Annotated in this window: 18 protein-coding genes; 12 read left to right on the plus strand and 6 right to left on the minus strand. The window is 48.6% G+C overall.

Going from position 1 to position 22851, the window contains the following annotated elements:
• The first annotated feature begins 96 nt into the window (after nucleotides 1-96).
• From C7B65_RS03880 to C7B65_RS03890, 3 genes are all read left to right on the plus strand, one after another.
• Entirely contained in the window at nucleotides 97-384 is a 288-nt protein-coding gene (locus C7B65_RS03880; RefSeq protein ID WP_073069571.1) for a hypothetical protein, read from the plus strand.
• 93 nt (nucleotides 385-477) lie between these two features.
• The gene (locus C7B65_RS03885; RefSeq protein ID WP_073069572.1) at nucleotides 478-2019 is read left to right on the plus strand and encodes a M16 family metallopeptidase; all 1542 of its coding nucleotides are present in this window, start codon (nucleotides 478-480) and stop codon (nucleotides 2017-2019) included.
• 5 nt (nucleotides 2020-2024) lie between these two features.
• Entirely contained in the window at nucleotides 2025-3509 is a 1485-nt protein-coding gene (locus C7B65_RS03890) for a M16 family metallopeptidase (protein WP_073069573.1), read from the plus strand.
• A 69-nt stretch (nucleotides 3510-3578) separates the two neighbouring features.
• On the opposite strand, the gene C7B65_RS03895 is transcribed toward C7B65_RS03890, so the two are convergent.
• Entirely contained in the window at nucleotides 3579-4079 is a 501-nt protein-coding gene (locus C7B65_RS03895) for a universal stress protein (protein WP_143161995.1), read from the minus strand.
• A gap of 175 nt (nucleotides 4080-4254) precedes the next feature.
• Complete coding sequence (locus tag C7B65_RS03900; RefSeq protein ID WP_073069575.1) at nucleotides 4255-4788, minus strand: universal stress protein; 534 nt, start codon at nucleotides 4786-4788, stop codon at nucleotides 4255-4257.
• Nucleotides 4789-5026: 238 nt separating this feature from the next.
• Here C7B65_RS03900 and C7B65_RS03905 point away from each other — a divergent pair, with 238 nt between their 5' ends.
• Nucleotides 5027-5416, plus strand: a complete 390-nt coding sequence (locus C7B65_RS03905; protein WP_073069576.1) for a response regulator — start codon at nucleotides 5027-5029, stop codon at nucleotides 5414-5416.
• Between the two features lie 92 nt (nucleotides 5417-5508).
• Here the strand turns inward: C7B65_RS03905 and gmk are convergent, their stop codons facing one another.
• Both gmk and remA read right to left on the minus strand, forming a co-directional pair.
• Nucleotides 5509-6078: a guanylate kinase gene (gmk, locus tag C7B65_RS03910; RefSeq protein WP_073069577.1), complete on the minus strand. Its 570-nt coding sequence runs from the start codon at nucleotides 6076-6078 to the stop codon at nucleotides 5509-5511.
• A gap of 123 nt (nucleotides 6079-6201) precedes the next feature.
• On the minus strand, nucleotides 6202-6468 hold the full coding sequence (remA, locus tag C7B65_RS03915) for an extracellular matrix/biofilm regulator RemA (RefSeq protein ID WP_073069578.1): 267 nt from the start codon (nucleotides 6466-6468) through the stop codon (nucleotides 6202-6204).
• A gap of 165 nt (nucleotides 6469-6633) precedes the next feature.
• Here remA and C7B65_RS03920 point away from each other — a divergent pair, with 165 nt between their 5' ends.
• The 5 genes from C7B65_RS03920 (at nucleotide 6634) to C7B65_RS03940 (ending at nucleotide 13403) form a co-directional block, all read left to right on the plus strand.
• On the plus strand, nucleotides 6634-8391 hold the full coding sequence (locus C7B65_RS03920; protein WP_073069579.1) for an Rqc2 family fibronectin-binding protein: 1758 nt from the start codon (nucleotides 6634-6636) through the stop codon (nucleotides 8389-8391).
• 553 nt (nucleotides 8392-8944) lie between these two features.
• Nucleotides 8945-10090: a glycosyltransferase gene (locus C7B65_RS03925; protein WP_073069580.1), complete on the plus strand. Its 1146-nt coding sequence runs from the start codon at nucleotides 8945-8947 to the stop codon at nucleotides 10088-10090.
• Between the two features lie 128 nt (nucleotides 10091-10218).
• Nucleotides 10219-10923 (plus strand): undecaprenyl-phosphate galactose phosphotransferase family protein, encoded by a 705-nt coding sequence (locus C7B65_RS03930; protein WP_073069581.1) that lies wholly within the window; start codon nucleotides 10219-10221, stop codon nucleotides 10921-10923.
• A gap of 406 nt (nucleotides 10924-11329) precedes the next feature.
• Entirely contained in the window at nucleotides 11330-12406 is a 1077-nt protein-coding gene (gene gmd / locus C7B65_RS03935; protein ID WP_073069582.1) for a GDP-mannose 4,6-dehydratase, read from the plus strand.
• Between the two features lie 46 nt (nucleotides 12407-12452).
• Entirely contained in the window at nucleotides 12453-13403 is a 951-nt protein-coding gene (locus C7B65_RS03940; protein WP_073069583.1) for a GDP-L-fucose synthase family protein, read from the plus strand.
• Nucleotides 13404-13461: 58 nt separating this feature from the next.
• Here C7B65_RS03940 and C7B65_RS03945 read toward each other — a convergent pair whose 3' ends face one another.
• Both C7B65_RS03945 and C7B65_RS03950 read right to left on the minus strand, forming a co-directional pair.
• Nucleotides 13462-14973 (minus strand): thioredoxin-like domain-containing protein, encoded by a 1512-nt coding sequence (locus tag C7B65_RS03945; protein ID WP_073069584.1) that lies wholly within the window; start codon nucleotides 14971-14973, stop codon nucleotides 13462-13464.
• Between the two features lie 30 nt (nucleotides 14974-15003).
• Nucleotides 15004-16896 (minus strand): hypothetical protein, encoded by a 1893-nt coding sequence (locus C7B65_RS03950; RefSeq protein WP_073069585.1) that lies wholly within the window; start codon nucleotides 16894-16896, stop codon nucleotides 15004-15006.
• Between the two features lie 635 nt (nucleotides 16897-17531).
• Here C7B65_RS03950 and psaA point away from each other — a divergent pair.
• From psaA to C7B65_RS03965, 3 genes are all read left to right on the plus strand, one after another.
• Nucleotides 17532-19787 carry a photosystem I core protein PsaA gene (psaA, locus tag C7B65_RS03955; RefSeq protein WP_073069586.1) on the plus strand — a complete coding sequence of 752 codons (2256 nt, stop codon included), beginning with the start codon at nucleotides 17532-17534 and terminating at the stop codon, nucleotides 19785-19787.
• A 23-nt stretch (nucleotides 19788-19810) separates the two neighbouring features.
• On the plus strand, nucleotides 19811-22039 hold the full coding sequence (gene psaB / locus C7B65_RS03960) for a photosystem I core protein PsaB (protein WP_073069587.1): 2229 nt from the start codon (nucleotides 19811-19813) through the stop codon (nucleotides 22037-22039).
• 231 nt (nucleotides 22040-22270) lie between these two features.
• Entirely contained in the window at nucleotides 22271-22714 is a 444-nt protein-coding gene (locus tag C7B65_RS03965) for a hypothetical protein (protein ID WP_073069588.1), read from the plus strand.
• Nucleotides 22715-22851 lie beyond the last annotated feature (137 nt).

A 22851-nucleotide genomic window follows, 5' to 3' on the forward strand; every position in this document is an offset into this window, starting at 1 on the left:
TGAGGAGAGTTGTCCCGATCGCTCCTATGCTAGGGAAATATTTTTATAAGCTGATTAGTGATTAGCGGTTCCATAGTCTACTGATTTGTTATGGATATGAATCTCCCATCTGTTTATTTGCGTTCCTTATTTTTGACCAGCCTAGTCAGCTTTCTGACTCCGCTTTTGTTGGTGGGCAGCACGATCGCTGGGCTAATGCTGCTCGGTCTAATCCCAGGGCTGGATGCGTTTAGCCAGTGGTCATCTGGGGCGATTTTGACGTTTTTGCAAACATTTGGCAGCGGCAAAGCGTTAGAAGGCTCGTTGGTGATCGGCGGTGCTTGTGGGGTGGTAGGTGCTTTATTCGACACCTACATTTTCTATCGTCACAGCAACTTTCGTTGAAATGAGTTCGCGTCTCATAAAGCTTGCCAAAACTCACTATCCTGAGAAGAGTGCTGAATATGCGCTTCTCTGAGTTAGTTATGGCAATAGTTTATGCAAGCAGTGAGTCGATTTTTAGCTATTTTTTGGGTGGTTGTCCTGAGTTGGAGCGTGGTTTCTCAAGCAGCACTAGCTCAAACTCTAACGCTGGAGACAACGCCCGTTCAGTCGATTCAGCCCTACTTAGACCGGGTGATCGATCGAGTCACAGAATTTAAACTAGATAATGGCTTAAAGTTCATCGTGCTAGAGCGGCACGAAGCTCCGGTAGTGTCGTTTCTCACCTATGCCAATGTGGGAGGAGCCGACGAACCTGATAAAAAAACAGGAGTCGCCCACTTTTTAGAGCATCTCGCATTCAAGGGCACTACTCGAATCGGCACCGAAAATTATCAAGCTGAAAAGCCATTGCTCGATCGCTTAGATCAACTGGCAGAACAGCTTCAGAAAGACACCGAAAAGACCACGCGCGATCGCTTACAAAAAGAATTCGATCAGACCGAGGCATCTGCTGGAAAGTTGGCGCGACAAAACGAATTTGGTCGCATTGTCGAACAGGCAGGCGGTGTCGGGTTAAATGCCAATACGTCTAGCGAGGCGACTCGATATTTTTACAGCTTTCCATCCAACAAGCTAGAACTCTGGATGTCGCTAGAGTCAGAACGATTTTTAGAGCCAGTGTTTCGAGAGTTTTATAAAGAGAAAGCAGTCATTTTAGAAGAGCGCAGACTGCGAACCGAAAACTCTCCGATCGGACAAATGATCGAAGTTTTTCTCGATGCCGCTTTTAAGGTGCATCCCTATCGCCGCCCCGTGATCGGCTATGACCAGGATATTCGGAATCTGACGCGACCCGATGTGCAGCAATTTTTTGACACGCACTACACGCCCAATAATTTGACGATCGCGATCGTGGGCGATGTCAACCCCGTCGAAGTCGAGCGACTCGCTCAAACTTATTTTGGACGCTATCACGCCCAGCCCAAACCGCCCGAAGTGACTGCGATCGAGCCGCCGCAAACCCAAACGAGAGCAGTCACCCTCAAGCTTAATTCTCAGCCCTGGTATCTCGAAGGCTATCATCGTCCTCAATTGAGTCATCCTGATAGCGTGGTTTATGAAGCGATCGCGAGTCTACTCAGCGACGGGCGAACGTCTCGCCTCTATAAGTCTCTGGTCGAAGAGAAGCAGGTTGCCTTAACCGCTCAAGGGTTCAACGGATTTCCGGGTGATAAATATCCAACGTTGATCATGTTTTATGCGCTGACGGCTCCCGGCAAATCGGTGGATGATGTCTCGACAGCGCTCAGATTAGAGATTGAACGTTTAAAGACTGAACCTGTGTCGGCTCAAGAATTAGATCGGGTAAAAACTCAAGCACGAGCCGGACTATTACGATCGCTTGACTCAAATTCTGGGATGGCAGAATCGCTTCTAGAATATGAGATTAAAACCGGAAGCTGGCGCAATTTGTTTAAGCAAGTCGATGCCATTGCTGCGATTACGCCTGCCGACATTCAGCGAGTTTCTCAAGCTACATTTACGAGTCAAAATCGCACGATCGGACGCATCCTTCCGCAAGAAATTAAGCCCTAATTATTATGAAATCGAACGATCGTAAACAGCAAATTGCCAGAATTATCACGCTCGTGTTTACGTTTATTGTGGTGCCGCTAGTCATCTTGCTTTTGACGCTCCTACTTCCGGCTTCAGCAGAGACCGCTAAACACTATACTGACTTAAAATTAGCCCCTGCCCCCGAAGTCAAGGTTCCCAACTATAGCCGCTTTCAGCTTAAAAATGGCATGGTGGTTTATTTGATGGAAGACCACGAATTGCCTTTAGTGAGCGGGACTGCATTGATTCGGACGGGCGATCGCTTTGAGTCTGCTAATCAAGTCGGTTTGGCAGGCTTAACCGGAGCGGTCATGCGATCGGGCGGCACTCAAAAACACTCCCCTGATCAGTTAAATCAACGATTAGAGCAACGGGCAGCCTCGATCGAAACGGGCATCGGAGCCACTTCTGGCAGTGCAGGCTTTAGTGCGCTGAGTGAAGATTTATCTGAAGTCTTTAGTTTATTTGCAGAAGTTATTCAGCAACCTGCGTTTGCGCCTGAGAAATTTAATCTGGCAAAGCTGCAAACTCAGGGCGGCATTGCTCGCCGAAATGATGACCCGAATGGCATTGTGGGGAGAGAGTTTCAGAAGCTAATTTATGGCGGCGAAAGTCCTTATGCGCGAGTTGTGGAATATGCCACGATCGAGAACATTTCTCGTGATGATCTAATTCGTTTTTATCAGCATTATTTCCGTCCGAGCAACCTGCTTTTAGGCATTGTTGGAGATTTTGATAGCCAGACGATGCGATCGCAAATCGAGTCTAAGTTTGGCACTTGGAATCCTACGACAACGGCATCAAATTCTGACTTACCCAAAGTTTCACAGGCGAAACAAAGCGGAATATTCTTCGTCGATCAGCCGCAGTTAACCCAAAGTTATATTCAAATGGGTCATCTCGGCGGACAGTTGAACAGTCCCGACTATCCGGCGCTATCGGTGATGAATGAGGTGTTGAGCGGGTTTGGAGGACGGCTCTTTAACGAGATTCGATCGCGCCAAGGACTTGCTTACTCAGTTTATGCAAGCTGGAGTCCACAATTTGATTTTCCGGGGGTGTTTGCTGCTGGAGGACAGACGCGATCGGATGCCACGGTGCCCTTTATCAAATCGGTGTTGAGTGAGTTAGAAAAAATTCGGACTCAGCCAGTAGAAACTCGCGAATTAGCCTTTGCAAAAGACTCTGTGTTGAATTCGTTTATCTTCAACTTTCAAGATCCCAGTCAAACGCTTTCACGACTGTTGAGATATGAATATTTTGGCTACCCCAAAGACTTTATTTTTCAATATCGCAAAGCCATCGAAGCTACCTCGATCGCAGATGTTCAACGAGTTGCCAAGACCTATCTTCAACCCAACAAGATCGTCACTTTAGTAGTCGGAAATCAAAAAGCAATCCAGCCCAATTTAGCAAGTTTAGGTCAACCCGTTACCGCGATCGACATCACAATTCCCCAACCCACGTAGGGGCATGGCACTGCCATGCCCATCGTCATTGCAAGTAACCAATATTTCTAATTCACGATCCCAAAGTCATCAAACAGCACTGAGCGCCGCAGTTCTTTGCGTTGCATAATGTTCGTTGATCGCGTCAATATCAGACTCAAAAACACGATCGCATTGATGAGGCACGACCAGGGTTGGACAAGGAGCATGATGAATAACATAGTGACCGACATCGTTCAACACATTTTCTGGGTCAGCCATGACATCGGGTTGTCCAAGAATGATCAAATCGGCTCCCCACGAATTGGCAAGCTCACAAATTTTCTGTCCTGTATGACCGAGAGGTTGAGCAATGTCAGCCATCAGACCCACTTTGTTGACGATGTGAGAGAGCGATCGCAGTTCTTCTAAATCGCTCACGCAATAACTTTCCCATTCTGCTAGATTATTTTGAGTGTGATCACTCTGGTTCGACAAAACGTTTAACAACAGCAAGCGCGAGTCATTTATTTTTGCCCAAGCAATTGCGGTTGAAAATACGGGTTGAGGGTTTTTAGAATTATCGAGAGCAATTAAGATTCTGTTTAGCATGGCAATGTCTCGTTGATCAATAAACAATAGGTTCTAGGGAGTGTGTTAAACCCTTGGAAGCCCCCTAAATCCCCCATTCTGGAGGACTTTGAAAGGGTCGGAAGTCCCCCAGAATGGAGGATTTAGGGGGGAAAAGCGCTCGGCAACGAAGCGATCAGAAGTTTTAACCCACGCCCTAACGGGCGATCGCAACATCAGGTTGCAGTGGCTTATCTGATCGAGTTGCTTGGGTCAATCCCTGAATGGTCAACACTGAGCAAGGTGCATGGTGCAGCACATAATTGCTGACACTGCCCAAAAAGAACTCACTCAGCCCAGCGCGACCCCGACGACCTACCATAATCAGGTCTGCATTCCAGGTGTGAGCAATCTCGCAGATTATGCGACCTGGATCGCCAAGATTTTGGGTAAATTCTGCTGGCACACCTGCCTCGATCGCTTTGCAACTCAGTGATCGTAGTGCCTCCAAAGCTTCTTGCTCAAACCGATGCCACTGATTCATATAGATTTGCACGGTTTCGTGATGCAACCCTGGATAGATGCCGTCGATCGCAGGATAGACGGAACCTGGATAGTCTCCCTCAAACGGCGATAGAACCCGGAGCAGCATCAACGAAGCGTTTGTTGCTTTTGCGAGGGCGACAGCTTCGGCAAATACTTGCTGACTGCTATCAGAGTCATCTAGCGCAACCAAAATTTTGTGAAACATAAGGCTTCTATGCCCCATCAGCGAAGAACTTTATCTCTAATAACAAATATAGAGAAACAATTTGAGAAACTTGTGAGGATGCTCAAGAAAAGTCATATCGTTTTGATTTACACGATCGTTCTCTGTGAACAATTCAGCTAAATCACCGGGCGTAATCCATCTTTGGTGCGAGGCGAATGTGTAGCGAGTTTGAAATCATTGATACACAACACCGCGCGTGATGAAGTCTGGTATACAAATGAATAGCTTGCTCTCTGCCACATCGACACCCGACCACATTCTTGTGGTTGATGATGTTGCCGATAATTCTTTCTTACTGCAAGTGCTTTTAGAGGATGAAGGCTATCAAGTTGAAGTTGCCAACAGTGGCTCTGCTGCCCTCGCCAAAATTGAGCTATCTCCACCTAAATTAGTGTTGTTAGATGTGATGATGCCAGGAATGAATGGCTACGAAGTTGTGCAGCAGATTCGAGAAAACCTTGATTTGCCGTTTATCTCGATCGTGATGGTGACGGGTCACGATCAGCTTACTCTCTCTAAAGATTTCCAGGTTGATGGCTTTTTAAGAAAGCCGATCGAGTTCGACGAGCTTTTGTCTCAAGTCCACGCTATTCTAGATTGCCGTTAATCAGCACATCAAAAAAGACCGAGAATCTATAGATCCTCAGTCTTTGTGTAACTTAATTGACGGTTTGCTTGACGCAGATCAACTTAGAATTTCTAACAGATAGCGGCTGCGGGTTTAAACAGAGCGACTTCGATTTTACCTAGAGCTTCCTCAAAGTTATCGTTGACGATTTGGATATCAAACTCATCTGCGGCACTGACTTCTTCTCGCGCATGGGTCAATCGACGAGTGATCGCGTCTTCTGAGTCTTGTGCCCGTCCTCGAATGCGATTTTCTAGCTCACTTAGCGAAGGGGGAAGAATAAACATTCGCAAAGCACTAGGGAACGTTTTACGGATTTGTCGCGCTCCATCTAGCTCAATCTCTAAAATCACCCACTTGCCCTGCTGGATTTTTTCTTCAACAGCTTTGCGCGGTGTGCCATAGCAATTGCCTGCAAACTCTGCCCATTCAAGCAGTTCGCCTTGAGCCACCATTCGTTCAAACTGAGGACGGGTCACAAAATAATAGTTTTGCCCATCCACTTCGCCAGCACGAGGGGCACGGGTCGTCACTGAAACCGATACGTAGAGGTCAGGGTGTCGCTGAAGGAGCGATCGTAGCAAGGTTCCTTTTCCGACCCCGCTGGGCCCTGTCAATACAATCAATCTGCCCTTGCCCATGGTGTGCCTCAAACTGATTAGCGCTAAGTGTTCCCAATGTTGCTGATTAAGTGAGTATAGCTTGCAATCAGTAAGGGTGAGGGGGAAAGGACGAACGTGAAGGAAAGTTTTATCTTTTAACGTCTATCCATCGTCGTGGGAATCTTTGCTGAGAATAAACCGATTGGCAACAGTCTCTGGCTGAATCGCTGAGAGAATCACGTGCCCAGAGTCGGCGATGATCACCGCGCGGGTACGTCTACCATAAGTGGCATCAATTAGTTTCTTCTCGTCTCTTGCGTCGGTAATGATACGCTTAATGGGGGCAGATTCTGGGCTGACGATCGCCACAACTCGACCAGCGGACACAATATTACCAAACCCGATGTTGATCAGTTTAATGTCCGTCATAGAAAACTGCCTCATCAAGTAGGCAATAAATAGAGGGATTGTTTTTCATCGTATCTATAAAAAATTTTTGCAACAAGGGGAAACCTAACTTAAAACGGAGGAAATTCGCCTTTCTCAACGTTTACGCTTTGACTAATTGGTTCTGATTCTTTACTAAAAAACTCCTTGCAACCTGTTGACTTTACAACCCTCGCAGCACTCTGCGGTGAACTTCGCACGACCTGGCTCCCGGCTCGGCTCGAACAGGTTTATCAGCGCGATCGCTTTACAATCTGTCTAGCACTTCGCACGTTGGATAAACGAAGCTGGCTGACGGTTTCCTGGCATCCGCAAGCCGCTCGATTGAGCATCAGCAATCCGCCACCTCGTGCGCCCGATACTTTTACCTTTAGTCAACAGTTGATTCATCAGTTGGGCGGGTTGGCGCTGGTCGCGATCGAGCCAGTTTCACCGTGGGAACGAGCCATTGATTTGCAGTTTTCTCGCCGCCCTGGAGACCCTGCCCTGTGGCATCTCTATGTTGAGATTATGGGCAAATATAGCAACGTGATTTTGGCAAATCGAGACAATCTCATTGTCACGGCGGCTCATCAAGTCAGTTCTAATCAGTCGAGTGTCCGTCCGATTCAAACTGGACAGCCTTATGAGTTGCCGCCTGCGCTTACCGATCCCGCTCCAACTTTGAGTGAGACTCAAGAGACGTGGCGATCGCGGGTGAGTCTGATCCCCGGTGCCCTGCGTCGAAACCTGATTAAAAGCTATCGAGGACTCAGTTCCGCGTTGCTGCTGTCGATGCTAGATGCTGCCAAACTCGATCCTGACTGCCTCACCGAAACCTTGACAGAATCAGACTGGCAGCGTCTCTTTAGCTGCTGGCAAACCTGGCTCAAGACGCTAGAAGATGGTCACTTTAAACCCGGTTGGACGGCAGACGGCTATACCGTGATGGGTTGGAGCATGACTCAGCCCACCGCTACAGTTGAAGAAGTGGTCGATCGCTACTATACCGACCGCCTAAATCGTCAAGAATTTAGCCAACTGCGTCATCAAATTCGCCAAAAGATAGACACCCTGTTAAGCAAGCTCCGCGTTAAAGCAAACACGTTTTCAAGTCGATTAGACCAGTCCGATCGAGCTGACCAATCCAAGCAACAAGCCGATTTGCTGATGGCAAACCTGCACCAGTGGAAACCCGGCATGAAGACGATCGACCTGGCTGATTTTGAAACCGAGCAGCCAGTGACAATTCCTCTAAATCCAGAAAAGAACGCCGTTCAAAACGCACAAGCGCTTTATAAGCGTCACCAAAAATTAAAGCGCACCCGTGCCGCGACTGAGCCGTTACTAAATGCCGTGCAGGATGAGATTGACTATTTAGAACAGGTTGAGGCCGCGATCGAGCAATTTAACGATTATCAAATTTCAGAAGATTTAGAAGCGCTCGAAGAAATCCGCGAAGAACTGATCCAGCAGAACTATATGGAGGGTTCAGATTATCGCAAAGAATCTAGCAAAGATGACGCTGCGAGTCATCCCTACCAGTTCAAAACACCGAGCGGATTTGAGCTATTGGTCGGGCGCAACAATCGACAGAACGATCGCTTAACATTTCGCCAAGCCAATGATTATGATCTCTGGTTTCACACTCAAGAGATTCCAGGTAGTCACGTCTTGCTGCGCTTAGAGCCGGGGGCGGTTGCCGACGAAGCTGATTTGCAATTTGTGGCTGACATTGCCGCTTACTACAGTCGAGCGCGACAGAGCGAACAGGTTCCCGTAATTTACACAGAGCCTCGTCACGTTTATAAGCCTAAAGGGGCTAAACCCGGCATTGCCATTTATAAGCAAGAGCGAGTTATTTGGGGACAACCTCAATGTGCTAGCCGATATATCGCTCAATCTGCACCAGATTTCGTCAAGTAAGCACCTTGATTGTTCAAGCTCTCATCTGTCGTTAGAAATAGATATGTCAGGAAGCCATGAAGTTTCGTGACAAAAGGTTTGTGTATGTTGTTACAATGTTGGGCGAATAGGGCTTAATGACCCTACAGACCCCGCTGCATGTTTGGGAACGCGCAGCTCGGTTTTCTCCAATGCAAAACAACAGGTTGATTTTGAGCCAGCTTCTCACGAGGCTGGCTTTTCTTTATCAGTAATTTTGATATGATTCAGGGCCTAAGCTCGATCGCGCCTCCTAAGAACTATGAATTAACGTCAGTTCGACGAGTTTTTGCTTCGTCAAGAGCGGCTTCTGCTCCCTAAATCCCCCATTCTGGGGGACTTTGAACCGAAAATTTTGGCTTGAGGTTCCCCAATTTGGGGAATTTAGGGGACTTCCCGAATTCACAACCGGAGCGAACCGCTTCTGTCGAACCGACGTTGAATCAAATCGCGAATCTACATACGGGCATGGCACTGCCGTGCCCATTGACCTTGCCAGTAACCGACAGTATTTAATCCACGCTCTTAACTTCCTGTGACACTCAATTATGCCCTCGTTCACGAATGGTTAACGCCCAAAGCCACAGGCGGGTCAGAGCTAGTAGTGCGAGAAATTCTCAAGCATATCGATGCTGACCTCTATGCGCTGATTGATTTTGAGTCGGTGAATCCCGACAGCTATCTCTACCAGCGCAAGATTGGCACCACTTTTCTTCAACACTTTCCCTTTGCTCAAAGCGGAGTGCAAAAATATTTGCCTTTTTTACCACTGGCGATCGAGCAGCTTGACCTGCGACACTATGACGTAATTTTGTCCTCGTCTCATGCGGTCGCGAAAGGGGTCCTCACCACACCTCAGCAATTGCACGTCTGCTATTGTCACGCTCCGATGCGCTATGTGTGGGATCTCACGTTTGACTATCTCAATAGCAGCCGTCTGGGTCGAGGAGTGCCCGGAGTTTTAACTCGCTATTTATTACACCAGTTGCGCCAGTGGGATGTGCTGTCGGCTAACCGAGTCGATTATTTTATCGCAAACTCTAAAAACACAGCCCGCCGAATTTGGCGATATTATCGTCGGCCTGCCGAGGTGATCTATCCGCCAGTGGAGGTCGATCGCTTTCCCTTTCAAGCCCAAAAGCAAGACTTTTACGTCACGGTGTCTCGGTTGGTTAGTTACAAAAAAATTGCGCTGATCGTGCGGGCTTTTAATCAACTGGGGCTACCCCTAATCGTGATTGGTAGCGGCTCAGAATTGTCGCAGCTTCAGCAACTAGCGAAATCCAATGTGCAGATTTTGGGATGGCAACCCGATGCCGTTGTTGAGCAATATATGGCCCAAGCAAAAGCTTTTGTTTATGCTGCCTACGAAGATTTTGGCATCGCCCCTGTTGAGGCGCAAGCTTGCGGAACTCCTGTGATCGCCTATGGAGCCGGGGGCACGTTAGAAACGGTGCGAGATTTGCGTCACCATCAAAATCAAGGCACCGGAATTTTGTTTCCGCAGCAAACTGAGGTGGCGATCGTCGAAGCGGTGAAAATTTTTGAGCAACATCAAAAAAAAATCGAGCCTGAAATCTTGCGTACTCATGCACTCTCTTTTCACCCCAAAGTCTTTCAACAGCGCTATTTAGCGTTTCTTGAACACGCCTATCAAGAATTCCAGACCAAAAATTCTTAATCATTTTTTACGATTCATAAGTCAATCTAGGAAAAATTGCTCATTTACTTGGGAGCAAAAACGTCGCATAAGCAGTCTATGGCTTTATGATCAGGACTGTGTGTGGTGTGGAATTGTAAAGGAGTAAGATGACTGCCGAAAGCCAACTCATCTCCGGTAAGCTGATTCGAGCATTCGTAAAACGGGGGATAAGATCAGTTATCCTCGATGCACTAGATAGGAAACTCTCTAAGCGACTGTTCGACATTGTGTTCTCGTTCGCAGTTTTAATTCTCTTCTCTCCGGTTTATCTGCTCCTTGGGTTACTGATTGCTCTCAGTTCATCAGGGCCTATTTTTTATGTGCAGGAACGGGTCGGTAAGAATTACAAACGCTTTGGTTGCATTAAATTTAGGACGATGGTCGTCAACGCTGACGAACTGTTGATGGATATGATCGAGACTTCTCCTCAGTTGAGACAAGAATTTGAGGACAACTTTAAGCTCAAATATGATCCTCGCATTACGTGGATTGGTCGTGTTTTGAGAGTGACCAGCCTCGATGAGTTTCCCCAGTTTTGGAACGTTTTGATGGGAGACATGAGTGTGGTGGGTCCTCGCCCTCTAGTTGTAGAGGAGCTACCTAGATATGGTGTTCACATTGATAGAGTCTTAACAATCCGACCTGGCATTACAGGGTTATGGCAGGTGTCTGGGCGCAATGACATCCCCTACCCACAGCGAGTTCGGATGGATCTTTATTATGCAAACTCTAGAAATTTTTGGATGGACTTGTGGATTGTGGTCAAAACGATCGGCGTGGTCGTTTTTCCCAAAAATAACGGTGCTTACTAAAGTTTGATGCTTAAAACAAATTTGACCCCTCAATGTCGCGCTTTGCAACACTTGAGGGGTTATTTTGTGGTTTTTAAATACCAATCTTTACGCTGCTTCCGGATCGCCCACTGAGAGGAACGTATTTTCTAGCAATGTGTAGCCCAGTTATCCCGTTGATCAAGAACGGGGAGCTACCTAAAATCAGGTCGTACGATTCAGACTTCAGCAGAGCTTCTTAAAAAATGGACAGCTCCTTTACACTGAGGCGAATTCTTTGCGGTAGGTTAGATGTTGTTTGACCTTCTATCAGTGGGATTACTAAGGGTGAAGTTTGAGAATCGATCAAGGTTACATTGAGCGGGAGCATGTCAAGCATGATATCTGCCCAGCTTTTTCACTATAGTTTCAACAAGGAAATTGAGGAATGACGCAGCGTAAGCGAGCACTGTTAACGGGTATCACAGGTCAAGACGGCTCTTATTTGAGTGAGTTGCTTTTAGAGCAGGGCTATGAGGTTCATGGAATCATCCGCCGCACTTCGACTTTCAACACCGATCGCATCGATCACATCTACGAAGATCCGCACGCCGAAGGAGCACAGTTATTCCTTCACTATGGCGATCTCACAGACGGCACAACTCTACGGCGAATTTTAGAAGACGTTAAGCCTGTTGAGATCTATAACTTAGGCGCTCAATCTCACGTTCGCGTTAGCTTTGACTCTCCTGAATATACGGCTGACTCAGTTGGGATGGGAACTTTACGCCTGCTAGAGGCAATTCGCGACTATCAGCAGCGCACCGGAATTGAAGTCCGCTTTTATCAAGCAGGCTCATCCGAGATGTTTGGGAAAGTGCAACAAGTTCCCCAGGTAGAAACAACCCCGTTCTATCCGCGTAGCCCTTATGCTTGCGCCAAAGTCTATGCTCACTGGCAAACCGTGAACTATCGCGAATCTTATGACCTATTCGCCTGTAACGGCATCTTGTTTAATCATGAGTCACCTCGACGGGGAGAGACGTTTGTGACTCGCAAAATCACACGGGCAGTTGCTCGCATCGTTGCTGGAAAACAGAAGAAGCTCTTTTTGGGCAATTTAGATTCTAAGCGCGATTGGGGCTATGCCAAAGATTATGTGCGAGCAATGTGGCTCATGCTGCAACAAGATCAGCCGGATGATTATGTGGTAGCTACAGGCGAAACCCATGAGATTAAAGAATTTTTAGATCTGTCATTTGGCTATGTCAATCTTGACTGGCAAGACTATGTTGAGTTTGATGAGCGCTATTTGCGCCCTGCTGAGGTGGATCTGCTGATTGGCGATCCGACTAAAGCCAAACAAAAGTTGGGCTGGGAACCCTCAGTTACCTTTGAGCAACTCGTTCGCCTGATGGTCGAAGGCGATTTAGGCGCTTTAGGCATTCATTCTGGCAATCACAAACCTGCCATTCAAGATTTGGCAACCATTCGTGAAAATCTCGCGAGTAGTGTGTCGTTTTGAGGTTGGACAGCTCTCAATAAACCCCACACAATACTAAATTCAGACCATGACCTCAACCACGTTGGACCTCAGAAATAAGCGAATTTTAGTGACTGGCGGGGCGGGCTTTTTAGGTCGTCAGGTCGTTAGTCAACTGTCTCAGGCAGGGGCTGACCTCCAGAAGATTACGGTGCCGCGATCGCGCGATTGCGATTTAAAGACGATGGAAAACTGCCAGCGAGCAGTCAACCAGCAAGACATCGTGATTCACTTGGCGGCTCACGTTGGGGGCATTGGTCTGAATCGCGAAAAACCTGCCGAGTTGTTTTATGACAACTTAATGATGGGGACTCAACTGATTCATGCTGCTTATCAGGCAGGCGTGCAGAAGTTTGTTTGTTTAGGGACTATCTGCGCCTATCCAAAGTTCACCCCGGTTCCCTTTAAGGAAGACGACCTTTGGAATGGCTACCCCGAAGAGACAAACGCCCCTTATGGAATTGCCAAAAAAGCATTGCTGGTGCAGCTTCAGGCTTATCGCCAACAGTATGGTTTTGATGGTATTTATCTGCTGCCTGTCAATCTTTATGGCCCTGAAGATAACTTTGATCCGCGCAGTTCTCATGTGATTCCGGCGCTGATTCGCAAGGTTTATGAGGCACAGCAGCGCGGCGATCGTCAGCTACCTGTGTGGGGTGATGGCAGCCCGACTCGTGAGTTTCTCTACTCAGAAGATGCTGCGAGAGGCATTGTGATGGCGACTCAGACTTACAGCGATCCTGATCCAGTTAATTTAGGAACGGGGAAAGAAATCTCGATTCGGGATTTGATTACGCTGATTTGTGACTTGATGGAGTTTAAGGGCGAGATTGTCTGGCAAACCGATCAGCCCAATGGTCAACCCCGACGTTGTTTAGACACCGATCGGGCAAAAGCAGCCTTTGGGTTTGTGTCACAAGTTGGGTTTGAAGAGGGACTGAGAACCACGATCGCCTGGTATCGCCAACACGCTGAATAGCTTCAGATTTTTGCTCAACATTGATAGGGACGTTCGACAGAGCGTCCCTATCGATGCTTTAAATCTTGGTAGATGTTGGAAAGCACACATCCGGGGCGCATAAATTGGGAAATTTGAGCGTTGTCACACTCAACGTTTTTAGATCTACTCGTCGAATCGCATGATTATTTGTGTCTGCAATATAAAGATGAGTTTGGGTAGCGCTGAGTCCTGATGGCTCGAAAAACTGGCTATTTAGCCCCTCACCGTCTTGATGTCCTGCCTTTCCGGTTCCTAAAATTGTGGTGCAAATCCCATCTAGGGTGACTGTTTTGATTTTGTGATTGTAGGTATCTGCAATCCACAGCAGGCTGTTTGTGAATTCGATTCCTAAACAATGCTGGAGCCGCACCGCTTCACCGATGCCATCGATATCGCCAAAGCCATAGAGAAATCCGCTGCCGCAAATTGTAGACACTTCGGGCATTTCTCCTAAGCTGATGGCGCGAATTGAACTGGTTTCACTATCGGCTACAAACAGGTTTTTTTGATCGATCGTGATCCCGCTCGGTTGGGCAAAGGCGGCTTGAGTGGTTAGCCCATCAACACAGCCTTCTGCTCCATTCCCGATATAGGTCGCGATCGTGCTATTCTCTAGCTCCATTCTCCAGATCTGATGCGACCCTGCCATCGCCACAAAAAGACAATTCTCTACCAGTTCTAGATCCCAGGGAGAATTCAGGGATATTTCTAGCGCTTTTCCCCCATGAGGATAAATAGTGTGGCTCTGCTCTCCTGTGCCAGCGATCGTGCTGACCGCTTTTTGGTGCAGATCGACTCGTCGCAATAGATGATTGTCAGTATCGGCAATATAGAGAATTTGGGTGGTGCGATCAAGCGTCATGCCTTGAGGTGCAAAAAATTGAACTTCTGAGAATTTGCCATCGGTCAACCCTGGCTGACCTGTGCCAACGATCTCAAGAACTTCGCCGTTTAGAGTCGTGATTAAAATTCGGTGATGTCTAGTATCGGCAACAAATAAGCGATCGCGCTCCTGATCTGCCAAAACGTTGCCGGGAAACCGTAAAGGAGTGTTCGATCGGGGTTGTTCAAGAACCAAGTCTCGCAGGTTGATGACTTCTTGATTTTGATGCTCGTGAATTATTTTTTCGATTAGCTCGTCTAGAAACTTACGCTTACCTTCACCTGAGACAAAGCCGACGATATAGCCTCTAGGATCGATCACTGCAAAAGTTGGATAGGCGCGAACGGTATATTGCTGCCAAACCTCAAAGTCCCGGTCTACCAAAATAGGGTGCTGAATGTCATAGCGAAGAGCCGCTTGACGAATATTTTCAGTATCTTTTTCGTGATCAAACTTCGCAGAGTGAACCCCAATCACCGTCAAATTGTCTTCATATTTCTGCTCTAGATATTTCAGGTCTGGCAAAACGTGTAGACAGTTGATGCAGCCATAAGTCCAAAAGTCTAGCAATACAACACGCCCCTTCAAGCTTGCTAGCGAGAGGGGACGCGTTGTGTTTAACCAAACGTTATTTTGAGGCAATTCGGGGGCACGAACGCGAACCATGAACTTTTTGCCAGCTAAAGACTTTCTGTTTCAACCTTTGGGAGACTCGATCGGGCTAGAAGTCGGGCGACGAAACTGATTGGGCTGTCTTGGTTGAATCGGCTGAGGCTTCGGTTCAACTGGTTTAACTTCAAGAACCTCTGATGGTTCAGACTGTTTTGACTCAGCAGGTTTGACTTCTGAGGTTGATTTGCCCGGTGAAGTCAGCGGGATGCCTAATCGACGCTCTAGTTCTGTCTTTAATTCAGGGTTGGGAGATTCGGATGGTTTCGTTTCTGCTGGCTTAGGGGTGGGTTCCTCAATGTTGTCCAAAGGTGCTGGAGCAATACTGGGTGAGGGCTTTGGTGTCTGAGCAGGGCGACGGAAGCGATCGTAAAAGCGGCTCTTTGGTGCTTCTGTCTTCTGCGGAACCGGAACTTCAGGAACCTTTGTTTCTGGGATTTCTGGTGCAGGTTTCTCGATCGGTACAATCTCAGGCGGCACACTCAGAGTTGGTTCGGGAATGACGACGGGAGCGGGTTTTGGGCTTTCAGTCCGACGGAAGCGATCAAAGAATCCTTTCTTCGGAGTCTCCTTGATTTCAGCAGGTTTATCTTCTTCCAATTTGGGTGCAGGTTCTTCGATCGGCTCGGTCGGAGCGGGTGCTACACTCGGAGTCGGTTCGGGCGAGGCACTCGGAATTGGTTCAGGAGTAGCGCTAGGAGATGGTTTCGCAGTTTCAGCCGGACGACGGAAACGATTGAAGAATCCACCTTTGGGTTCTTCAACAGGTTTAGGTTCCTCAGATTTAAGAGGTTCTGACGGCTCAATTTTGGGAGTAGGTTCAACGATCGGCGACTCTTTAACTTCAGGAGACGGCTTTACCACTGGAGCCGGGGCTGGAAGAGGCACGATCGGAGTCGGCACAGGCTCAGGGCTGGGTTCTGGAGTCTCAGCTTTGTAGTTAGGATCAACAATGCTGCGAACTTGAGAAAACGAAAGCTCATCGCGAACTAGCTTAGAAAGGGTGTCTTTCCCATTTGGAGTGTAGGTGAAGCTCCGAGCCACGTTGTTATAGACATTTTGAATCGGATTGCCCTGCTCGTCGATATACTCCAATTGCACCCAGTTTTTACCTAGGTTGAAGCCTTTGAGATAAAGAGGCTGCCAGCGATCGAGCACAAACTCTGAGCCGTTGACCGTCACTTTAATCCGCCAATCCGCCACGTCGTCTTGATCGTCTTCTTGAGCCACGAGATGCAACGGCGCATTTGTCAAGAAAAAGTCCAGCATAATTGGTTCTGCGCCATACACACCCTGCGGACGGCTGTAGGTCAGTAAAGGTTGGTCTGGGCTGGGATTGTTATCTGGAGTCTTGGTGAAGATATGAAAGGTTGTTTGGGCAAAAGAACCCTCATTCTTAAAGCTCTCATGCCAGGGGCGACTCGCAAAAGCTCGAAGGGTATGAGTTCCGGGTGCTAAATCTTTAAGCACGATTGGCTGACTCACGTCATAGACCGCTTGATAAGGCTGGTTATCTAAAAAGAGGTGCAGGTGTGGCCCCAACTCCAGTTTTTCATCCTTAAATAGAGGAAAGTCCTTGATTTGGAGGCGGACAGATACCGTGTCCTCTTGCAAGACCTCATTGAGACGAGGAGACACGATCGTCACCTGCGGCTGATACTTTTCAAGCACTGCCCGCAACTCTTGAATCACCTCTGGCGGTGAAACCTCCGAAATCTTGCCAGCCAGCTTGACCGGGGCCGCCTTAGCAGATGGCTGAGAGGCTGAACGGCCCTTAGGGACTGCATGCGAACTGCCGCCACACCCCCACAGATTTAGACAGCAAACCAGTAGTCCAGATATGAGTAACGTTCTTGCAACACTACGCCAGAGATTGATCCCAAACACCAGGCACACTCCTAATAACAAGCGGTCAGACATGAGCGACAGCAGGAAGTCTTGGCAGCGATCGTCCGATAGAAACGAGTGATCCCCAGTTCAAAACACTGCCTCATTGAGCCATCCATACGGAACTATAGCGGAAAACATCGAATCCTCTCCGCTAAATTCCTTATATAAATGCTTAGAGCGCCCATCACTCATCCTTTTCGCGAAGATATATTAACAATAAGTTAAGTAAAATATCGACCCTCTTCTATAGATTTGATGTTTTTTCTCAATCGTTGAGGTATGTAAACTTAATCAACAGATGCTTGACTTTTTAAACTTTGTCAAAAGTCAGAACCCAGTCATCGTCAACTCTGTACCGAATTTGAATTATTGTAAATTCCCGTTAAAAACGCTTTCATCTAAGACCTATAATGACTCGATGAGAACCCACGAAGGCTATGTTCACAACAATTGCAGATATCTGACCTAGTTGTGAGCAACCCTCTACCGCTCAAATCGATCGCTCACGCTGCACTCATCGTTAAAAAGCCTCGGCTTTTGGACTCATGAACCTAGTTATCTAGTGCAGGTCACCGTGCGATTACTAAGTCGCAAACGATTTGAGGCTAGATGGAGCCTGATTTTAGAGGATTCCTCGTTCCTTGTCTAAAGAGAGGAGAGTCTCAATGACAATTAGCCCACCAGAGCGCGAGGCAAAGGCACGGGTTGTCGTAGATAAAGATCCGGTCGCTACTTCTTTTGAGAAGTGGGCACAGCCAGGTCACTTCGATCGCACCCTGTCTAAAGGACCAAAAACCACCACCTGGATTTGGAACCTTCACGCCAACGCTCACGATTTCGACAGCCACACCAGCGATTTAGAAGACGTATCTCGGAAAATCTTTAGTGCTCACTTCGGTCATTTGGCAGTCGTGTTCATTTGGCTGAGTGGTATGTATTTTCATGGCGCTCGGTTTTCAAACTATTCATCTTGGCTCGCAGATCCGATTCACATCAAGCCTAGTGCTCAAGTGGTGTGGCCAATCTTCGGTCAAGAAATCCTCAATGCAGATGTCGGTGGCGGCTTCCACGGAATTCAGATCACTTCTGGGTTCTTCCAACTGTGGCGCGCTGCCGGGATCACAAATGAATTTCAGCTTTACTGCACCGCGATCGGCGGTCTAGTCATGGCTGGCTTAATGCTCTTTGCTGGCTGGTTCCACTATCACAAGCGCGCTCCCAAACTGGAATGGTTCCAGAACGTGGAGTCGATGCTGAACCACCACTTGTCTGGTCTATTTGGGCTAGGCTCCTTGGGCTGGGCTGGACACCAGATCCACGTATCTCTACCCATTAACGAGCTACTCGATCGCGGCGTTCCTGCGGATAAGATTCCTCTGCCTCACGAGTTCATCTTGAACTCGCAGCTAATGGCAGACATCTATCCCAGCTTTGCCAAAGGGCTGACTCCTTTCTTCACCCTTAACTGGGGTGAATATGCAGACTTCCTGACCTTTAAAGGCGGTCTAAACCCGGTCACAGGCGGTTTATGGTTGACTGACACCGCGCATCACCACTTGGCGATCGCCGTGCTGTTTATCATCGCGGGACACATGTACCGCACCAACTGGGGCATTGGTCACAGCATCAAGGAAATGCTGGAAGCTCACAAAGGGCCCTTCACTGGGGAAGGTCACAAAGGCTTGTACGAAGTTCTGACCACTTCTTGGCACGCTCAACTGGCGATCAACCTGGCAATGGTTGGCTCCTTGAGCATCATCGTGGCTCAGCACATGTACGCAATGCCTCCCTATCCCTACTTGGCGACTGACTACGCGACGCAACTGTCTCTGTTTACTCACCATATGTGGTTGGGTGGTTTCTTCATCGTCGGTGGAGCCGCTCACGGAGCCATCTTCATGGTGCGGGACTACGATCCTGTGGTGAACCAGAACAACCTGCTCGATCGGGTGATTCGTCACCGCGATGCGATCATTTCTCACCTCAACTGGGTCTGTATCTTCTTGGGCTTCCATAGCTTTGGTCTATATGTCCACAACGACACCATGCGTGCGTTGGGTCGTCCTCAAGATATGTTCTCAGACACGGCAATCCAACTTCAGCCTGTCTTCGCTCAGTGGATTCAGAACCTGCACACGCTGGCTCCGGGTTCCACGGCTCCCAACGCTTTAGCTCCGGCTAGTTATGCATTTGGTGGCGGCACGATCGCCGTTGGCGGCAAGGTTGCGATGATGCCGATCGCACTGGGTACGGCAGACTTCTTGGTTCACCACATCCACGCGTTCACCATTCACGTTACGGTTCTCATCCTGCTCAAGGGTGTGCTGTTTGCTCGTAGCTCTCGTCTGGTTCCAGACAAAGCTAACTTGGGCTTCCGCTTCCCTTGCGACGGGCCGGGTCGGGGCGGCACCTGCCAGGTATCTGGTTGGGATCACGTCTTCCTAGGTCTGTTCTGGATGTATAACTCCCTCTCGATCGCTATCTTCCACTTCAGTTGGAAAATGCAGTCAGATGTCTGGGGAACGGTGAATGCTGACGGCAGCGTTGACCACATCACAGGCGGCAACTTTGCCCAAAGCGCTATCACGATCAACGGCTGGTTACGTGACTTCCTGTGGGCGCAAGCTTCCCAGGTGATCACCTCCTACGGTTCAGCACTGTCTGCTTATGGCTTGCTGTTCTTGGGTGCTCACTTCGTCTGGGCGTTTAGCTTGATGTTCCTGTTTAGTGGTCGCGGCTACTGGCAAGAATTGATCGAGTCGATTGTTTGGGCGCACAACAAGCTGAAAGTCGCACCTGCCATTCAGCCCCGTGCTCTTAGCATTATCCAAGGTCGGGCTGTGGGCGTTGCTCACTACCTCTTGGGAGGAATTGTCACAACCTGGGCATTCTTCCTAGCTCGTTCATTGTCGTTAGGTTGAGCCAGGAGGAATCATAAAGACTTATGGCAACTAAATTCCCAAAATTTAGCCAAGACCTTGCCCAAGATCCAACAACTCGTCGGATTTGGTACGGAATCGCTACGGCTCATGACTTTGAAAGCCACGATGGAATGACGGAAGAAAAGCTTTACCAAAGGCTTTTCGCGACTCACTTCGGTCACTTGGCAATCATCTTTTTGTGGGCATCGGGCAGTCAGTTCCATGTGGCTTGGCAAGGCAACTTCCCTCAGTGGATTCAAGATCCGCTGAATGTCCGTCCCATTGCTCACGCGATTTGGGACCCTCAGTTCGGTAAGCCTGCGGTAGAAGCGTTTACTCAAGGTGGCGCAAACTATCCGGTAGACATCTCTTATTCGGGTCTATATCACTGGTGGTATACGATCGGGATGCGAACCAATGGCGACCTTTATACAGGTGCTATTGGCTTGCTCGTTCTAGCCGCAGTTATGCTGTTTGCAGGCTGGCTGCACCTTCAGCCCAAGTTCCGTCCGAGCTTGGCTTGGTTCAAAAATGCTGAGTCTCGTCTAAACCACCACTTAGCTGGTTTGTTTGGCGTTAGCTCTCTAGCTTGGACAGGTCACCTCGTTCACGTTGCCATTCCTGAATCTCGCGGTCAGCACGTCGGTTGGGATAACTTCCTGACCACACTGCCTCACCCCGCTGGGTTGGCTCCCTTCTTCACCGGGAACTGGGGCGTTTACGCTGAAAACCCTGACACTGCGAACCATGTCTTCGGAACGGCTCAAGGTTCAGGCACAGCAATCCTCACCTTCTTAGGTGGCTTCCATCCGCAAACCGAGTCTCTCTGGTTAACGGATATGGCGCACCACCATCTGGCGATCGCAGTGCTATTTATCATTGCGGGTCACATGTATCGGACTAACTTCGGCATTGGTCACAGCATCAAAGACATGCTGGACAGCAAGAAGGGTCTGGTCGGTGGCAAGTCAGAAGGTCAGTTCAACCTGCCTCACCAAGGGTTGTACGACGTGATGAACAACTCTCTGCACTTCCAGCTAGCTTTTGCGCTGGCTGCGTTGGGAGTAATCACCTCGCTCGTCGCTCAACACATGTATGCGATGCCTCCTTACGCTTTTATGGCGAAGGATTTCACCACTCAGGCAGCGCTCTACACCCATCACCAGTATATTGCTGGATTCTTGATGGTCGGTGCGTTTGCTCACGGCGCGATCTTCTGGGTTCGGGACTATGATCCTGACCTCAATAAAGGCAACGTGCTCGATCGCGTTCTCCAGCACAAAGAAGCGATCATCTCGCACTTAAGCTGGGTGTCGCTGTTCCTGGGCTTCCACACCCTCGGTTTGTATGTTCATAACGACGTGGTGGTCGCTTTCGGAACGCCCGAAAAGCAGATTCTGATTGAGCCTGTGTTTGCACAGTTTATTCAGGCTTCTCACGGCAAGGCGCTGTATGGACTGAGTACTCTGCTTTCAGACCCCAACAGCATCGCCTCGACCGCTTGGCCTAACTTTGGGAACGTTTGGCTTCCTGGCTGGCTCGAAGCGATTAACAGTGGCACAAATTCCCTGTTCCTCACCATTGGTCCTGGCGACTTCTTGGTTCACCATGCGATCGCGCTGGGTCTGCACACCACCACCTTGGTCTTGGTCAAGGGTGCGTTGGATGCACGCGGCTCTAAGCTGATGCCTGACAAGAAAGACTTTGGCTACAGCTTCCCTTGCGATGGGCCGGGTCGGGGCGGCACCTGCGATATCTCTGCCTGGGATGCCTTCTACCTGGCAATGTTCTGGATGCTGAACACCATTGGTTGGGTCACCTTCTACTGGCACTGGAAGCATCTGGCAATCTGGTCGGGTAACGTCGCTCAGTTTAACGAAAGCTCAACCTATCTAATGGGTTGGCTGCGTGACTACCTGTGGCAGTATTCCGCTCCGTTGATCAATGGCTACAACCCATACGGAATGAACAACCTGGCTGTCTGGTCTTGGATGTTCCTCCTGGGTCACTTGGTCTGGGCAACCGGATTCATGTTCTTGATCTCCTGGAGAGGCTATTGGCAAGAGCTAATCGAAACCCTGGTTTGGGCACACGAGCGCACTCCTCTCGCGAATCTGATTCGCTGGAAGGATAAGCCAGTTGCTCTCTCCATTGTTCAAGCTCGCTTGGTGGGTCTAGCTCACTTTACGGCTGGCTATGTCCTCACTTACGCAGCCTTCGTGATTGCGGCTACGGCAGGTAAGTTTGGTTAATTCTGACCGACGCTGTAGGTAACTAAAAACAAAATCCCCTGCCATTATGGTGGGGGATTTTTTGTATGTTATCTGTCTGTCAAATTAGATACATCGGTAAGATATTCACATTCGTAAAGAGCGAATCAAATTGGTGGGTTTGGCGTTGGTTGAGGAAACTTTTGCATCAACATTGCTTCCTAGTTGAAAGAGTCGTTGGTATAAACACTCGGCACACATCAGGGGATGCAGATGAAACTACTGAAATACTTCGATCTCAATCGACGTGCAATCAAAGCTAAGAAGCTCGATCGCCAGGAAGTCACTGAAACCAGAAGCAACTTTATCCAGCAATGGATGTCTTCTAGCGAAGTCAGCGTTAAACCTCGTGGAGATATCTTCTTGTCTCTTTGGACAGCGTTTACTCAGCGTGAAGAAGGGCAGCTATCGCCAGCAGATCAACTGCTGATGTATTTAGGGGTGCTGGTAGGAGTCTACTTTAGTGGGGTGATTCGTGCTCAGAGTTCTAAACCGACGTTTATTTTAGCTGCCTTTATCGCCCTGACGATCGTGCCCGTTGCTTTCGAGAAATTGAGTATTAATCCTAAAGCCCCGCTATTGGTGCGGTTTGGATTATTCGTGCAAAACGGCGTGTTTTGGGATGTGATGTTTCAAGCGATCGCCAGTCGTCGTTAATCATGCTCTAAAGCGAGTGAGGAGATTGCTTAAGCTCTCCGGCACGATCGACCGCAGATATATAGCAATCCTAAATCAGTTGTAAGATGAAGGCTGAGTGGGTCGTGACCCCTGATGACAACCGTGAAAGATGGTAT

The organism is Phormidesmis priestleyi ULC007 (assembly GCF_003003695.1).
Lineage (GTDB): Bacteria > Cyanobacteriota > Cyanobacteriia > Leptolyngbyales > Leptolyngbyaceae > Phormidesmis_A > Phormidesmis_A priestleyi_A.

Bases quoted from the DNA above. Each gene is read 5' to 3' on its own strand.
- psaB (WP_073069587.1), top strand. From the start codon at position 19,811: ATGGCAACTAAATTCCCAAAATTTAGCCAAGACCTTGCCCAAGATCCA.
- C7B65_RS03900 (WP_073069575.1), bottom strand. From the start codon at position 4,788: ATGTTTCACAAAATTTTGGTTGCGCTAGATGACTCTGATAGCAGTCAG.
- remA (WP_073069578.1), bottom strand. From the start codon at position 6,468: ATGACGGACATTAAACTGATCAACATCGGGTTTGGTAATATTGTGTCC.
- C7B65_RS03880 (WP_073069571.1), top strand. From the start codon at position 97: ATGAATCTCCCATCTGTTTATTTGCGTTCCTTATTTTTGACCAGCCTA.
- C7B65_RS03930 (WP_073069581.1), top strand. From the start codon at position 10,219: ATGACTGCCGAAAGCCAACTCATCTCCGGTAAGCTGATTCGAGCATTC.
- gmk (WP_073069577.1), bottom strand. From the start codon at position 6,078: ATGGGCAAGGGCAGATTGATTGTATTGACAGGGCCCAGCGGGGTCGGA.
- C7B65_RS03965 (WP_073069588.1), top strand. From the start codon at position 22,271: ATGAAACTACTGAAATACTTCGATCTCAATCGACGTGCAATCAAAGCT.
- psaA (WP_073069586.1), top strand. From the start codon at position 17,532: ATGACAATTAGCCCACCAGAGCGCGAGGCAAAGGCACGGGTTGTCGTA.
- C7B65_RS03945 (WP_073069584.1), bottom strand. From the start codon at position 14,973: ATGGTTCGCGTTCGTGCCCCCGAATTGCCTCAAAATAACGTTTGGTTA.
- C7B65_RS03890 (WP_073069573.1), top strand. From the start codon at position 2,025: ATGAAATCGAACGATCGTAAACAGCAAATTGCCAGAATTATCACGCTC.
- C7B65_RS03950 (WP_073069585.1), bottom strand. From the start codon at position 16,896: ATGTCTGACCGCTTGTTATTAGGAGTGTGCCTGGTGTTTGGGATCAAT.
- C7B65_RS03905 (WP_073069576.1), top strand. From the start codon at position 5,027: ATGAATAGCTTGCTCTCTGCCACATCGACACCCGACCACATTCTTGTG.
- gmd (WP_073069582.1), top strand. From the start codon at position 11,330: ATGACGCAGCGTAAGCGAGCACTGTTAACGGGTATCACAGGTCAAGAC.
- C7B65_RS03895 (WP_143161995.1), bottom strand. From the start codon at position 4,079: ATGCTAAACAGAATCTTAATTGCTCTCGATAATTCTAAAAACCCTCAA.
- C7B65_RS03885 (WP_073069572.1), top strand. From the start codon at position 478: ATGCAAGCAGTGAGTCGATTTTTAGCTATTTTTTGGGTGGTTGTCCTG.
- C7B65_RS03940 (WP_073069583.1), top strand. From the start codon at position 12,453: ATGACCTCAACCACGTTGGACCTCAGAAATAAGCGAATTTTAGTGACT.